The sequence below is a fragment of the Superficieibacter sp. BNK-5 genome (genome assembly GCF_047456055.1).
Classification (GTDB): domain Bacteria; phylum Pseudomonadota; class Gammaproteobacteria; order Enterobacterales; family Enterobacteriaceae; genus Superficieibacter.
Window position 1 is genome coordinate 3,753,996 of the sequence record NZ_CP179893.1, and the last position, 14,966, is coordinate 3,768,961.

Consider the following 14,966-nt stretch of genomic DNA (forward strand, 5'->3'; position numbering starts at 1 on the left):
CGTTACCAGTTCCACAATGTGCCGTCTTCCAGTCGGGCGACTGGCAAATAAGCAGGGTCATAGGGGTATTTCGCCGCGAGCTTTTCATCAAACTCAATGCCCAGTCCGGGTTTATCGCCGGGGTGCATATAGCCGTTATCAAACGTCCAGTTATGCGGGAAGACCTCCAGCATTTGCTCCGAATAGCCCATATATTCCTGAACGCCAAAATTCGGTACCCACAAATCGAAATGCAGGGCGGCGGCCATACAGACCGGTGAGAGATCGGAAGGACCGTGGGAGCCGGTGCGCACCTGATATAAAGAGGCAAAATCAGCAATACGGCGCATCCCGGTGATGCCACCCGCGTGAGTTATGGTGGTACGGATATAATCAATAAGCTGTTCTTCAATCAGCTGCTTGCAATCCCAGATACTGTTAAAGACTTCACCTACCGCAACCGGCGTCACTGTATGCTGACGAATCAGGCGGAAGCACTCCTGGTTCTCCGCCGGGGTCGGATCTTCCATCCAGAACAGGCGATAGTCTTCGATGCTTTTACCGAAGCGGGCGGCTTCAATCGGCGTCAGGCGATGGTGCATGTCGTGAAGCAGATGCTCATTGAAGCCAAATTTTTCGCGCACGGCCGCAAACAGTTTCGGGGTAAAATCGAGGTACTTTTCCGTGGACCACAGTTGCTCTTCCGGCCACTGGCCCTTTGTCGCCGGCTCGTAAGCCAGCCCTTTCCCTTTCGACATGCCGTAAGTGGTTTTCATGCCCGGCACACCACACTGAACGCGAATGGCTTTAAAGCCCATCTCTTTGTGGCGAGCATAATCTTCCAGCACATCATCCAGTGAATGACCGGTGGTGTGGCAATAGACCATCACGCCTTCGCGCGAGGCACCGCCGAGCAGCTGGTAAAGCGGCATGTTGGCTGCCTTCGCCTTAATATCCCACAGCGCCATATCCACGGCGGAGATCGCCGACATGGTGACCGGACCACGACGCCAGTAAGCCCCTTTATAAAAGAATTGCCAGATATCTTCGATGCGATGCGCATCGCGGCCAATCAGTTGCGGGCACAGATGGTCTTTCAGATAGGACGCGACAGACAGTTCACGACCATTCAGCGTGGCATCGCCCAGACCTGTGATGCCATCGTCGGTGGTAATTTTCAGCGTAACGAAGTTACGTCCAGGGCAGGTAACGAAGACTTCAGCGCCAACAATTTTCATTTGTATCCCTTACATCGCAGTATGTGATGCCGGGAATTTACTCACCTGAACTACTACCATACAAGTATTAAGATCAAAAAAGCGGCCACCGATCACAAAAAAAGGCGCTCAGGCGCGCCCCCATCCTGCAATGATAATCAACATGCCGCACAGAGCGATTAAGGCCCCCGCCCAGTCATAAACGCTGAGTTTTACGCCATCCACCACCCGCAGCCAGAGTAGCGCAGTACAGACGTACACCCCGCCATAAGCCGCATAAACGCGTCCGCTTGCCGCCGGGTGAAGGGTCAAAAGCCAGACAAACATCGCCAGCGCCAGACCTGCCGGGATCAGCAATAATGGCGTGGCCGCTCGCTTCAGCCACAGCCAGGGAAGAAAGCAGCCGATGATTTCACACAGCGCAGTGACAAAAAAAAGAAGGGTTGTTTTTAACATGTAGCCATTTTAGTGAGGTGTGGTTTAACCATCATACGACATAATCAGATGAGGATATTCACACACTTTCTGTGGGTAGGCGACTCGAGAGAGATAGCGTAGAATCTGCAATATATTATTCCGTGTACTAATAGAGGGTTCCTCAATGAAAATGACACTGAGCAAACGCCTGGGACTGACCGCCATGCTGGCGCTGGCCGCCGTGGTGTATACCGCTTCCGGCACGGTATATGCCGAAACCAGCAAGCTGGTGATTGAGTCAGGTGACAGCGCCCAGAGCCGACAAAATGCCGCCATGGACAAAGAGCAGTGGGACGATACCCGCACGCTGCGCCAGAAGATCAATAAGCGTGCTGAGAAAGAGTGGGATAAAGCCGATGTGGCCTTTGATGCCGAGGATAAATGTCATCAGAGCGCCAATGTGAACGCCTACTGGGAACCGAATACGTTGCGCTGTCTCGATCGTCGTACCGGTCGCGTCGTTACGCCATAAGTCTCCCTTATTAACAATGACAAGAAAGGAATTCTGATGACCGACGTCATTAAACTGCGACCGCTTGAGCGTGAAGATTTGCGCTTTGTGCACCAGCTCGACAATAACGCCAGCGTGATGCGCTACTGGTTTGAAGAGCCTTACGAGGCGTTTGTCGAGCTGTCCGATCTCTATGACAAGCACATCCACGATCAAAGCGAACGTCGTTTCGTCGTTGAATGCAATGGCGATAACGTGGGTCTGGTTGAACTGGTGGAGATAAACCACGTTCACCGCCGGGCCGAGTTCCAGATTATTATCTCGCCTGAACATCAGGGTAAAGGACTGGCTTCACGTGCGGCAAAGCTGGCGATGGATTATGGCTTCACCGTATTAAATCTTTATAAGCTTTATCTGATCGTCGATAAAGAAAATGAGAAAGCGATCCATATCTATCGTAAGCTCGGATTCAGAATTGAAGGCGAGTTAATCCACGAATTTTTTATTAATGGTGAGTATCGCAACACCATCCGCATGTGCATATTCCAGCAGGAATATCTGGAAAACCACAAGCCATCCGGCCAGACGCTGTTAAAACCGACCGCGCAATAAGTTGCGCGGTCGGTTTAATAATATTGCGTGGTGTATTTAATCGTATAGTGCGTCTCTACCGCAGGAGAGGCACTTTCATCGGTGAGCAGTAATTTGCAGCTTACCGGGTTGTCGTGACTATCGTAGTCACAGGATTGTTTCGCCCGGGTCAACGGCTTGTCGTTCAACAAACTTACCGCGGTATAATCCATTTTTTTGCGCGGATCGGCTGACGGTTTAATTTCATCTTTAAGCTGTTTATCTTTTGCTTCAGAGGTTTTGCCCAACGGATAGCCTTCGTCGTCGTATTGATAGTGTATCTGGACCTCACGCCCTTTCGCAGCGGTTATAAAACCTTTGTCATTCGTTTCCCAGGACAGCCCCGCGGCAGGCAGTTCCGCCAGCTGGCATTTGCCCTGGGTGCGGAGTTTTTTCTCATGCGTTTGCGCATCCAGATAATAATTCGCATCAAGGATCAACGCCACGCCGGAGTCGTTTGCCACGTCATGCAGCTCCAGCACGTCAAAGCATCCCTCTTTGGACAGGGAGGCAGAAACGCGTTTCGCGACCTCACCTTTCTCGTCTACCAGGGTCTGGCTGAATTCTTTGACGGGTCCGCGTAAGGGGTCAAAATCGAATTCACTGGAAAAGCCCGCCATCTCAGGAGTAAATGCCACCGGCGCGGCCGGTTCGTCACAGCCTGCCAGCAAAGCGCCGAAGGGGATTAAAATCAGTAATTTGTTCACGTTATCTACCTGAGTCAGGACCTTTCTTAATTATAATAGCAAATACAGACGTTTACACTGCCTGTGCTATGCTTTAACGTAAATCTTACGATTGGGAGATGATGATATGAAAACGTCTCGTTGGTTAATCGCCCTGCTTATAGCGGGTTCAGCACCGGCGCTGGCAGCCCCGGATTCCTGTGAGCGCGTGAAGAGCGATATTCAGCAGAAAATCATTAACAATGGCGTACCGGAAGCTGGTTTTACGCTTGCCATCGTACCAAACGATCAGACGGACCAGCCTGATTCGCAGGTCGTAGGCCATTGTGCCAATGATACCTACAAAATTCTTTATACCCGCACCAGCAGCGGCAACTATCCGGTGAGCGGCAATGCGACTCAGGATGGACAGCCTGCTGAACCACAGTAAATGAGTTCAATCTGAGTTATGGCGTTTAATATTGTGAGCCAGATCTATTAAACGCCACCTTTTTTTTCCTTAATGCCCCCCCGTTTGACCCGTGATAATAATCCGTACTCCCGAAGAGGTAGCATTATCCATCATTAGGCCGGTATTAATTTCGGCCGGTAATATTTTTATTACGATAACTATGATGGAGCAATTATGTCCAATGTCGAAACCTCCGGTGGGATCAGCCGACGAACCCTTGTTAAATCAACGGCAATAGGTTCGCTGGCGCTGGTTGCCGGAAATTTTTCTCTGCCTTTTGGGATCAAAACTGCTGCGGCGGCCGTACAACAGGCTACTCAGCCCCCGGATAAAGTGGTGTGGGGTGCCTGTTCCGTCAACTGTGGCAGCCGCTGTGCGTTACGCCTGCACGTTCGTGATGACGAAGTGTATTGGGTCGAAACCGATAATACCGGTCACGATGTTTATGGCGATCACCAGGTACGGGCCTGTTTACGCGGGCGTTCTATTCGTCGGCGGATTAATCACCCCGACCGTCTGAATTATCCAATGAAACGGGTCGGTAAACGCGGTGAGGGTAAATTTGAGCGCATAAGCTGGGATGAGGCGCTGGACACTATCAGTCAAAGCCTTAAAAGCGTGGTTGAGAAATACGGTAACGAAGCCGTTTATATTAATTACTCCTCCGGCATTGTGGGTGGCAATATCACCCGTTCCTCGCCTTACGCTTCACTGGTGGCCCGGCTGATGAATTGCTATGGTGGCTTCCTGAGCCATTACGGCACCTATTCTACCGCGCAAATTGCCTGCGCGATGCCGTATACCTATGGATCAAATGAGGGAAACAGCACCTCTGATATTGAGAATACAAAGCTGGTAGTGATGTTTGGTAATAACCCTGCCGAAACCCGTATGAGCGGCGGCGGGATCACCTGGTTTCTGGAGCAGGCACGCGAGCGCTCAAATGCCAAAATGATTGTTATCGACCCGCGCTATACTGACACGGCCGCCGGGCGAGAGGATGAGTGGATCCCTATCCGTCCCGGCACGGATGCTGCGCTGGTCGCCGGGCTGGCCTGGGTACTCATCACTGAAAATCTGGTCGATCAGGATTTTCTCGATCAATACTGCGTTGGCTATGATGAAAAAACGCTGCCAGAAGGCGCGCCGGCCAACAGCCATTATAAAGCGTATATTCTCGGTAACGGCGAAGACGGCATTGCGAAAACGCCAGACTGGGCAGCGCATATTACTGGTATTCCCGCCGACCGAATTATCAAACTGGCTCGAGAAATCGGCTCTGCTAAACCCGCTTATATCTGTCAGGGCTGGGGACCGCAACGTCAGGCCAACGGCGAATTAACCTCGCGGGCCATCGTGATGCTGCCGATCCTGACTGGCAACGTGGGGATTAGCGGCGGCAACAGCGGTGCGCGCGAATCAACGTATACCATTACCATCGAGCGCATGCCGCTGCCGGATAACCCGGTCAAAACGCAAATCTCCTGCTTTAGCTGGACCGATGCTATTGCCCGTGGCCCGGAAATGACCGCCACCCGTGACGGCGTACGCGGAAAAGATAAGCTCGATGTTCCCATTAAGTTCATCTGGAACTATGCGGGCAACACCATTACCAATCAGCACTCTGATATCAATAAAACTCACGATATTTTGCAGGATGAGAGCAAGTGCGAAACCATCGTTGTTATTGATAATTTTATGACCTCCTCGGCAAAATACGCCGATATTCTGCTACCGGATCTGATGACCGTTGAACAGGAAGATATTATTCCTAACGATTATGCCGGGAATATGGGGTATTTAATTTTTATCCAGCCAGCGACCGCACCTAAATTTGAACGCCGTCCGATTTACTGGATGATGAGCGAAGTGGCGAAGCGGCTGGGTCCCGATATTTACCAGCGCTTTACTGAAGGTCGCACTCAGGAAGCGTGGCTGAAATATCTTTACGCCAAAATGCTGGAAAAAGATCCCCTTCTGCCGTCGTATGACGAACTGAAAAAAATGGGGATTTATAAACGTAAAGACCCGGCCGGGCATTTCATTGCCTATAAAAAATTCCGCGAAGATCCCGTCGCCAATCCGCTGAAAACACCGTCCGGAAAAATAGAAATCTACTCCAGCCGCCTGGCAGAGATCGCGACCCACTGGGAGCTGGAAAAAGATGAAGTGATAAGCCCCCTGCCCGTATATGCCTCCACGTTCGAAGGCTGGGACGATCCGCAGCGGAATACGTTCCCGCTCCAGCTTTTTGGTTTTCACTACAAAGCGCGTACCCACTCCAGCTACGGCAACATTGATGTTCTGAAAAGCGCCTGCCGCCAGGAAGTGTGGATCAATCCGCTTGATGCACAGAAGCGTGGGATAGCCAATGGCGACACGGTCCGCGTGTTTAATGCGCGCGGCGAAGTGCGCATTGCCGCTAAAGTGACGCCGCGCATTATGCCGGGGGTTAGCGCAATGGGCCAGGGAGCATGGCACGATGCGGATATGACCGGCGACAGAGTCGATCATGGCTCCTGCATGAATACGCTCACTACCCACCGTCCTTCGCCGCTGGCGAAAGGCAATCCTCAGCATACCAATCTGGTTGAAATCGAGAAGGTTTAAGGAGCCGCAATGACTACTCAATACGGATTTTATATCGATTCCAGCCGCTGCACCGGATGCAAAACCTGCGAACTGGCCTGTAAAGACTATAAGGATCTCACTCCGGACGTGAGTTTCCGCCGAATTTACGAATATGCCGGCGGTGACTGGCAGGAAGATAACGGCGTCTGGCAGCAAAACGTCTTTGCGTACTACCTGTCGATAGCCTGCAACCACTGCGACGATCCGGCGTGTACCAAAGTGTGTCCGAGCGGCGCAATGCACAAACGTGAGGATGGCTTCGTGATCGTTGATGAAGATATCTGTATCGGTTGCCGCTACTGCCACATGGCATGTCCTTACGGTGCGCCGCAATATAACGCCGCGAAAGGCCATATGACCAAATGCGATGGCTGCCACGACCGCGTGATGAACGAGGGGAAAAAACCGATTTGCGTTGAGTCCTGCCCGCTCCGGGCGCTGGATTTTGCGCCGATTGCAGAGCTGCGGGAAAAATATGGCGAGCTGGCGGCGGTTGCGCCGCTGCCTGGCGCGCATTTCACCCGGCCGAATATCGTGATTAAACCTAATGCCAACAGCCGTTCATGTGGGGATACCACTGGTTATCTGGCAAACCCGGAGGAAGTCTGAAATGGGAAATGGATGGCATGAATGGCCGCTGGTGTTATTTACGGTACTCGGTCAATGCGTGGTGGGCGGATTAATTGTCACGGGGATGGGCTGGCTGGCCTCTGCTGACGATCGCGCCCATCAGCAGCGGATTGTCCGCAGCATGTTTTTTCTCTGGCTGGTGATGGGTATTGCTTTTCTGGCCTCGGTGATGCATCTCGGCTCGCCGCTAAGGGCGTTTAACTCGCTGAACCGGATAGGTAGCTCCGCGCTCAGTAATGAGATAGCCAGCGGCTCGCTGTTTTTTGCCGTAGGCGGAATCTGGTGGCTGGTCGCCGTTATCGGTAAAATGCCTGCATTGCTGGGTAAGATCTGGTTAGTTATCAGTATGGTACTGGGCGTGATTTTTATCTGGGCCATGACCCGCGTCTATCAGATTGATACGGTGCCGACCTGGTATACTGGCTACACCACGGCAAGTTTTTTCCTGACCGCATTGTTGGGCGGCCCTCTCTTTGGCGCATTACTGCTGCGTGCGGCACGGATTCCGTTCAAAGGAACGGCGTTTGCCTCGCTTAGCATTGTCGCCTTACTGGTCAGTGCTGCGGTTATGCTATTACAGGGCGCACAAATTGGCGCAGTACAGAGTTCCGTGCAACAGGCCAGCGCGCTGGTGCCGGATTACGCCGCGATACAAATCTGCCGTCTGGTTTTACTCGCCGCAGGGCTGGGCTGCTGGCTTTGTCCGTTAATCCGCCGTCAATCGCCGCACATCATCAGCTTATTAGCCGGTTTTATACTGGTTGTCGCCGGTGAAGTGCTGGGACGGGTGATTTTTTATGGTCTGCATATGACCGCAGGCATGGCCGTTGCCGGATAAGTAACAGGCGCAGGTGATACTGCGCCTTTCAAGGAAACAGAGAATGAATGAATCACACGAGTGCGGATCGTTTGCTTTTACAGCTCGCGTGCTGGGCGCACTCTTTTACTACCCGCCGAATACGCCTGATGTTGCCGCCCTGGCCGATGCCTTTGTCAGCGGTGAATGGGCTGAGCAGTGGCCGCTTCCAGCACAAGCACTGGAGCCGCTGGTTAACAGGTTCAGTCAACAAAGCGACGAGTCACTGCCTGAGGCTTTTCAGCGCCTTTTTGTCGGCCCGTGGACGCTGCCCGCGCCGCCGTGGGGGTCTGTGTGGCTGGATCGGGAAAGCGTGTTATTCGGCGATTCAACGCTGGCGCTGCGGCAATGGATGCGTGAAAACGACATCGCCTTCGAAAGCCAGCAAAATGAACCTGAAGATCATTTTGGCACGCTGCTGTTACTGGCTGCCTGGCTCAGTGAAAATGGCCGCCATACCGAGTGTGAACAGCTTCTGGCCTGGCATCTGCTGCCGTGGGCGGGACGCTTTCTGACGCTTTTCAGTGAGCATGCTGCACATCCTTTTTATCAGGCGCTCGGTCAGCTAGCACAACTCACGCTGGCACAATGGCAGAATCGGTTATTAATACCGGTTGCGCAAAAGCCGCTTTATCGCTAATCGTTGCAAAATGCCGGAGGAACCACCCGCTCCGGCATTAATCTCTCTTTGTGTTTGAATGGCAGGCAATTTTACTGATTAAATGCCGCTCAACGTGACATTGTCACTTCTGAAAAGCATTTTTAAGACTTTTCCTTAATACCGCGCTCAACCGTTACGTTATAAGGCATAACCAATAGTTTACACTTGCCTGACGAAACTATTAATTTCTCGTCTTTCTGGCATCCCTTCCCCTCCCTTGCTATAGCTCTATGACCCTGCCAGACATGGCATAACAATATGCAACCAGCAGGTTGCCATAACACATGCATACAGGGAGAGGGACAAGAATGCATAATGTTACTGCGCTCCAGCGCGCACTTTTAATCGTTGCAGCAATCATCATCGTGCTGGCATTACTGGTCTGGGGAATTGGCCCAGAAACCATCATGGCGCGAAAAGTTGACCTCCTGTATCTCGGACAACAGCACCTGATCCTCGTGTTCAGTTCTATGTTTTTAGCGTTGCTGGTGGGTATTCCTTGCGGAATATTACTCAGCCGCCCTGCTGCTCGCGGCGTGGCGGAATACGTGATGCAGATTTTTAACATCGGCAATACCCTGCCACCGCTGGCTGTGCTGGCGCTGGCGATGGTGTTTATCGGCATCGGTGACACACCGGCGATTATTGCGCTTTTCCTCGCGTCTCTGTTGCCGATTGTGCGTAACACTTACGCCGGGCTGTGTTCGGTTCCCGCCTCGCTGCTGGAAGCGGCTGACGGTATTGGGATGACAAAATGGCAGCGTCTGCGCCAGGTGGAATTGCCTAATGCCTGGAGCGTCATGCTTTCCGGGATCCGTATCGCGACGGCGATTAACGTAGGGACTGCCCCGCTGGCGTTTCTTATTGGTGCCAGCAGCTACGGCGAGCTGATCTTCCCCGGCATCTATCTTAATGATTTCCCCACGCTCATTCTTGGTGCCACGGCCACCGCGCTTTTTGCCTTAATTCTGGACGTCCTGCTGGCCAGCCTTGGCCGGGTGCTGACGCCACACGTCGCCCGATAACAATAATAAGGAGCGTTATATGACGTTACGTAGACACATTTTCGGCCTGCTTGCTGCGGCGTCTCTTGTCGCCACGCAGGTCAGCGCCGCCCCGCTGGTACTGGCGACTAAAAGCTTTACCGAACAGCACATCCTTTCGGCCATGACCGTGCAATATCTGCAAAAGAAAGGATTTCAGGTACAGCCGCAAACTAATATTGCCACGGTCATTTCGCGCAATGCCATGATCAACAAACAGATTGATATGACGTGGGAATACACCGGCACGTCGCTGATTATTTTTAATCATATCAACAAGAGAATGACTCCACAGGAGACCTACGACACGGTGAAAAAGCTGGATGCTAAACACGGTCTGGTCTGGCTTAAACCGGCTGATATGAACAATACCTACGCCTTTGCGATGCAGCGTAAACGCGCTGAAGCTGAGCACATTACCACCATGTCGCAGATGGTGGCGAAAATCGAAAATATTCGTCAAACCGATCCGGATAAAAACTGGCTGCTGGGACTGGATCTCGAATTTTCGGGGCGTAGTGACGGGATGAAACCACTCCAGAAAGCCTACCAGATGGAGCTTGACCGTCCGCAAATTCGCCAGATGGATCCGGGACTGGTCTACAACGCCATTCGTGACGGCTTTGTAGATGCGGGTCTGATTTATACCACTGATGGTCGTATTAAAGGCTTCGACCTGAAAGTGCTGGAGGATGATAAAGGATTCTTCCCGAGCTATGCCGTCACCCCTGTGGTGCGTAAAGATACGCTGGAGGCGAACCCGGGACTGGAAGAGGCGCTCAATACGCTGTCGGACCAGTTGAATAACGAGACGATTATCGATTTGAACGCCAAAGTGGATATCGATCATCAGTCACCTCAGCAGGTCGCCCGCGACTTCCTGCAAAGCAAAGGCCTGCTATAAGGAGCGCAGATGGATACCATACATTACATGATTGATAATGCTGGCTATATCTCCAGCCTGACGTTCCAGCACCTCTGGCTGGTTGGGCTGGCTGTAGGTCTGGCGATTATCATTGGCGTACCGCTCGGGATTGCTATTGTTCGCTATAAATGGCTGGCGACCCCAGTGCTGGGTCTGTCTACTATTTTGTTGACCATTCCTTCCATTGCGCTATTTGGCCTGATGATCCCGGTCTTTTCCCTGATTGGCCAGGGTATTGGCGCCCTGCCCGCTGTTACCGCCGTGTTTCTGTACTCACTGCTGCCCATCGTGCGTAATACCCACACGGCGCTGGATAACCTGCCGCCAGGGTTACGTGAGGCGGGTCGCGGCATTGGTATGACCTTCTGGCAACGTTTGCGCTGGGTTGAAATCCCGATGGCGCTGCCGGTCATTTTCGGCGGGATTCGTACTGCCGTGGTGATGAATATCGGGGTGATGGCGATCGCCGCCGTCATTGGCGCAGGCGGGCTGGGTCTTTTATTACTTAACGGTATCGGCGGAAGTGATATTCGCATGCTGATTGCCGGAGCGTTAATGATTTGTCTGCTGGCGATTGTGCTGGACTGGTTACTGCATCGTCTGCAAATCGTGCTGACACCGAAGGGGATACGATAATGATAAAACTGGAAAACCTGACTAAACAATTTAAGCAAAAGAACGGTCAGACCTTTAATGCGGTCGACAATGTGAACCTGAACGTGCCCGAAGGTGAGATGTGCGTTCTGCTCGGCCCGTCTGGTTGTGGTAAGACAACGACGCTGAAAATGATTAACCGGCTGATTCCCTCTTCAGGCGGTAAGATCCTGATTAATGGTCAGGATACCAGCGAAATGGACACCGTGACGCTGCGGCGTAACATCGGCTACGTGATCCAGCAGATTGGCCTGTTTCCCAATATGACCATCGAAGAAAATATTACCGTGGTCCCCCGGATGCTGGGCTGGGACAAAGCCCGCTATAAAAGCCGCGCCGAGGAACTGATGGATATGGTAGCGCTGGACCCAAAAAAATTCCTGCATCGTTACCCGAAAGAAATGTCAGGTGGTCAGCAGCAGCGTATCGGTGTGATACGCGCACTGGCGGCCGATCCGCCGGTATTGCTGATGGATGAACCTTTTGGTGCGGTCGACCCGATCAACCGTGAGGTGATCCAGAATCAGTTCCTCGAAATGCAGCGCAAACTGAAAAAAACCGTCATGCTGGTCAGTCACGATATTGATGAAGCGCTGAAGCTCGGCGACAGGATTGCTGTTTTCCGTCAGGGCCGCATTGTGCAGTGCGCCAGTCCCGATGAACTGCTGGCAAAACCGGCGAATGAGTTTGTTGGTTCGTTTGTCGGACAGGACCGCACGCTTAAGCGTCTGCTGTTAGTTTCAGCCGGAGACGTCACCGACCAGCAGCCGACCCTGACCGTGCGTCGCTCAACGCCTGCCGCAGAGGCTTTTGCGCTGATGGATGATAACGATATTCGTGCGATCACCGTCGTCGACGTCGACGGCAAGCCACTGGGCTTTATCAAACGCCGTGAAGCGCGCAACGCAACCGGAGAAAGTGCGGCCCTGCTGCATCCATTCCGCGTCACCGGTAAAGCTGAAGATAACCTGCGCGTGGTGCTGTCAAAATTGTATGAAAGTAACACCAGTTGGATGCCTATCGTTGATGAAGAAGGTCGCTACAGTGGTGAAATTTCTCAGGACTATATCGCCGATTATCTCAGTTCCGGGCGTACCCGCCGGGCATTGAATATTCATAGCGATAATTAATCGTTATGCCTCTTGGTGGGTTTGCCCATCAGGAGGTCAAGAACAGAAGCGCTTCCCAGCGCCGATAGCCCACCGGTCAGCGCAAAAAGCGGTATGATATACAGCACAGGCAATCTCATCATCCACTCCAGCCATAAGCCTGTTATCAGGCTCAGCAGGCATGACGTTATTGCCCCAGTGAACGTCGTTGAGAGCAGCGCATGAGGGGTCGCGCGGTGAAACACATAACATAGCCCCGTTGCCAGCGCGGGCAGGGATCCTACCACATAGCAACACAAAAGAATAAAGCCTGACTCGTTGAACACACGCTCGAGGAAATAGCCTGCATCCGGAACGACAAAAAGATAGAACGTGATGGTGATCATAAAGCCAAACAGCGGCCCCAATAAAACAAACCCTAAAATGGATTTAACTCCCTGATATTTCATTTTTCATTATCCCTTAAGACGTTATGCAGACAGAGTAAAACCCTTATGTGAAAATCAGGTGAAGTGAAAACAATTTAACGCTATTACTCAGCACGGTAGCACGCTAACCTTTTGTAATCGCCCCGCGTTGACGGCACAATTATGCTATTCACCCATTGCCTGTAATGATTCATGCACCGTCTTCATAGCTACCCTGACTCAACCATCATGTTTCGACGCCTGTTGTTTGCCATTGCCGTTGGCGTGCTGGCGGCGCTGGCTGTGGCATTATTCCGCCATGCGATGCTGGCGCTGGAATGGATTTTCCTGAGCAATAATAGCGGCAGCCTGGTCAACGCCGCAGACGGGCTACCGTGGTGGCGACGTCTGATGACACCTGCCCTTGGTGGACTGGCAGCAGGCGGTCTTTTAGTCTGCTGGCAGTGGTGTACCCGCCAGCGCCCTCATGCGCCAACCGATTATATGGAAGTGCTGGAGAGTGAAAACAGCGAGTTTGATGTCAGTTCCAGTCTGATTAAATCGTTTGCCTCGCTATTGGTGGTGGTCAGCGGTAGCGCGATCGGTCGTGAAGGGGCGATGATCCTGCTTTCTGCCCTCGCCGCCTCCTTTCTGGCGCGCCGTTTTACGGCAAAAGAGGAATGGAAGCTGTGGATTGCCTGCGGTGCGGCAGCCGGGATGGCGAGCGCCTATCATGCGCCGCTGGCGGGTAGCCTGTTCATTGCCGAGATTTTATTTGGCACGCTGATGCTGGCCTCATTAGGGCCAGTGGTTATTGCGGCGGTGACCGCCCTGCTGACAACCTCACTGCTCAACGGCGGACCGTCTCTGCTTTATAGCGTACAGCTCACGTCGCCCGTGGAAGGGATTGACTATCTGTTAATGCTGGCAACCGGCCTGCTGGCCGGGTTGTGTGGCCCGCTGTTTATCTGGCTCATGTCGTTCAGCCACCGTCTGTTTCTTAGCCTGAAATTGTCGCCGCCGTTGCAACTGGCCACGGGTGGCCTGATCGTCGGCGGGTTATCCCTGCTCACGCCGGACGTCTGGGGGAATGGTTATAGCGTCGTGCAGGGATTTTTGCATTTGCCGCCGCCGTTTGCGGTAGTGGCTGGCATATTTGTCTGTAAGCTGCTTGCCGTACTCGCCAGCAGCGGATCGGGCGCACCGGGGGGCGTTTTTACCCCGACGCTGTTTATGGGAATGGCTACGGGGATGCTTTTTGCGAATCTTTGGGCGCTATGGCTACCGGGCTATGGGGACATTGCCGTTCTGCTGGGATTAACCGGCATGGCGACATTGCTGGCGGCAACCACTCATGCACCGATCATGTCGGCCCTGATGATTTGTGAAATGACCGGGCAATATGCGTTATTACCCGGATTATTGCTGTCCTGCGTGGTGGCATCCGTGCTGTCACGGACGTTACGCCGGAACTCCATCTATCATTAATAGATCTTTGAGCATCGTTAAATGGATATAGGGTGCCAGGTCACGATGTTCCGCTCTTGGCAGATAAGGCAGCTCGCCTACCAGCGGCGCGGGCAGTTTTTTACTGAGCACGTCAATAATTTCAGCATAGTGCGCCAGCCCCGGATTAATACGGTTGGCGACCCATCCCACCAGCGGTAATCCGTCATTGGCAATGGCCTGCGCGGTCAACAACGCATGGTTGATACAGCCCTCCTGAATGCCAACCACCATCAGCACCGGAAGCTGCTCCTGCACCACCCACTCCGAGAGCGGGCGCAAATCGTTCATCAGGCTACGCCATCCTCCCGTCCCCTCGACCACAACGTGATCAACCTGGCGGGTCAGACTGGCAAGCCCTTCAGAGAGGCGAGAATAGTTGATGGGAGAACTGTGTGCCACACTGCTTTCCTCTTCGCTCAACGCGACAGGATTGATGGCCTCGTAAGGCAGAGAGAGCGACGAAACACTTTGCAGCACCAGAGCATCTTTATTACGCAGCCCCTCCGGTGTCTCTTTGCTCCCTTTGGCGACGGGTTTATATCCCGCCACGCTTTTGCCACAGGCAGCCATCGCCTGTAGCAGCGCGCGGGAAACTACCGTTTTTCCGACAGCAGTATCAGTACCGGTAATAAAGAAACGCTTAAGCATGA

Annotated in this window: 17 protein-coding genes; 12 read left to right on the forward strand and 5 right to left on the reverse strand. The window is 52.8% G+C overall.

Annotated elements, in window-relative coordinates; all coding sequences use genetic code 11:
- Positions 1 to 2: 2 nt before the first annotated feature.
- Together rspA and ACMGGS_RS17925 are read right to left on the reverse strand one after the other, a co-directional pair.
- Positions 3 to 1,217: a starvation-sensing protein RspA gene (rspA, locus tag ACMGGS_RS17920; RefSeq protein WP_176920784.1), complete on the reverse strand. Its 1,215-nt coding sequence runs from the start codon at positions 1,215 to 1,217 to the stop codon at positions 3 to 5.
- A gap of 108 nt (positions 1,218 to 1,325) precedes the next feature.
- Positions 1,326 to 1,652, reverse strand: coding sequence for a YnfA family protein (locus tag ACMGGS_RS17925; RefSeq protein WP_414163756.1), 327 nt, complete (start codon positions 1,650 to 1,652; stop codon positions 1,326 to 1,328).
- 145 nt (positions 1,653 to 1,797) lie between these two features.
- Between ACMGGS_RS17925 and ACMGGS_RS17930 the strand changes: the two genes are divergently transcribed.
- Both ACMGGS_RS17930 and speG read left to right on the forward strand, forming a co-directional pair.
- A complete protein-coding gene (locus ACMGGS_RS17930) occupies positions 1,798 to 2,145 on the forward strand; it encodes a DUF1283 family protein (RefSeq protein WP_414163757.1) in 348 nt (115 codons plus the stop codon).
- Positions 2,146 to 2,181: 36 nt separating this feature from the next.
- Positions 2,182 to 2,736, forward strand: a complete 555-nt coding sequence (gene speG, locus ACMGGS_RS17935; protein ID WP_176920787.1) for a spermidine N1-acetyltransferase — start codon at positions 2,182 to 2,184, stop codon at positions 2,734 to 2,736.
- 14 nt (positions 2,737 to 2,750) lie between these two features.
- Here speG and ACMGGS_RS17940 read toward each other — a convergent pair whose 3' ends face one another.
- A complete protein-coding gene (locus ACMGGS_RS17940) occupies positions 2,751 to 3,461 on the reverse strand; it encodes a YnfC family lipoprotein (RefSeq protein ID WP_414163758.1) in 711 nt (236 codons plus the stop codon).
- A gap of 106 nt (positions 3,462 to 3,567) precedes the next feature.
- Between ACMGGS_RS17940 and ACMGGS_RS17945 the strand changes: the two genes are divergently transcribed.
- From ACMGGS_RS17945 to osmV, 9 genes are all read left to right on the forward strand, one after another.
- Positions 3,568 to 3,870, forward strand: coding sequence for a DUF1161 domain-containing protein (locus ACMGGS_RS17945; RefSeq protein WP_194205908.1), 303 nt, complete (start codon positions 3,568 to 3,570; stop codon positions 3,868 to 3,870).
- Between the two features lie 195 nt (positions 3,871 to 4,065).
- Positions 4,066 to 6,501 carry a selenate/tellurate reductase subunit YnfE gene (gene ynfE / locus ACMGGS_RS17950; protein ID WP_414163759.1) on the forward strand — a complete coding sequence of 812 codons (2,436 nt, stop codon included), beginning with the start codon at positions 4,066 to 4,068 and terminating at the stop codon, positions 6,499 to 6,501.
- A gap of 9 nt (positions 6,502 to 6,510) precedes the next feature.
- A complete protein-coding gene (locus ACMGGS_RS17955; protein ID WP_176920791.1) occupies positions 6,511 to 7,131 on the forward strand; it encodes a DMSO/selenate family reductase complex B subunit in 621 nt (206 codons plus the stop codon).
- Position 7,132: 1 nt separating this feature from the next.
- Positions 7,133 to 7,990 carry a dimethyl sulfoxide reductase anchor subunit family protein gene (locus ACMGGS_RS17960; protein WP_414163760.1) on the forward strand — a complete coding sequence of 286 codons (858 nt, stop codon included), beginning with the start codon at positions 7,133 to 7,135 and terminating at the stop codon, positions 7,988 to 7,990.
- 43 nt (positions 7,991 to 8,033) lie between these two features.
- Positions 8,034 to 8,648 carry a Tat proofreading chaperone DmsD gene (gene dmsD, locus ACMGGS_RS17965; protein ID WP_414163761.1) on the forward strand — a complete coding sequence of 205 codons (615 nt, stop codon included), beginning with the start codon at positions 8,034 to 8,036 and terminating at the stop codon, positions 8,646 to 8,648.
- 329 nt (positions 8,649 to 8,977) lie between these two features.
- A complete protein-coding gene (gene osmY / locus ACMGGS_RS17970) occupies positions 8,978 to 9,694 on the forward strand; it encodes an osmoprotectant ABC transporter permease OsmY (RefSeq protein ID WP_414163762.1) in 717 nt (238 codons plus the stop codon).
- A 19-nt stretch (positions 9,695 to 9,713) separates the two neighbouring features.
- Entirely contained in the window at positions 9,714 to 10,616 is a 903-nt protein-coding gene (gene osmX / locus ACMGGS_RS17975; protein ID WP_414163763.1) for an osmoprotectant ABC transporter substrate-binding protein OsmX, read from the forward strand.
- Positions 10,617 to 10,625: 9 nt separating this feature from the next.
- Complete coding sequence (gene osmW, locus ACMGGS_RS17980) at positions 10,626 to 11,273, forward strand: osmoprotectant ABC transporter permease OsmW (RefSeq protein WP_414163764.1); 648 nt, start codon at positions 10,626 to 10,628, stop codon at positions 11,271 to 11,273.
- Complete coding sequence (gene osmV, locus ACMGGS_RS17985; protein WP_414163765.1) at positions 11,273 to 12,421, forward strand: osmoprotectant ABC transporter ATP-binding protein OsmV; 1,149 nt, start codon at positions 11,273 to 11,275, stop codon at positions 12,419 to 12,421. Before osmW ends, osmV begins: the two co-directional genes overlap by 1 nt.
- Here osmV and ACMGGS_RS17990 read toward each other — a convergent pair.
- Positions 12,418 to 12,849: a hypothetical protein gene (locus ACMGGS_RS17990; protein WP_414163766.1), complete on the reverse strand. Its 432-nt coding sequence runs from the start codon at positions 12,847 to 12,849 to the stop codon at positions 12,418 to 12,420. The genes osmV and ACMGGS_RS17990 overlap by 4 nt on opposite strands.
- Before the next feature lie 171 nt (positions 12,850 to 13,020).
- On the opposite strand from ACMGGS_RS17990, the gene clcB reads away from it, so the two are divergent.
- A complete protein-coding gene (gene clcB / locus ACMGGS_RS17995; RefSeq protein WP_414163767.1) occupies positions 13,021 to 14,295 on the forward strand; it encodes a voltage-gated ClC-type chloride channel ClcB in 1,275 nt (424 codons plus the stop codon).
- On the opposite strand, the gene bioD is transcribed toward clcB, so the two are convergent.
- Positions 14,269 to 14,964, reverse strand: coding sequence for a dethiobiotin synthase (gene bioD / locus ACMGGS_RS18000; RefSeq protein ID WP_414163768.1), 696 nt, complete (start codon positions 14,962 to 14,964; stop codon positions 14,269 to 14,271). The genes clcB and bioD overlap by 27 nt on opposite strands.
- Positions 14,965 to 14,966 lie beyond the last annotated feature (2 nt).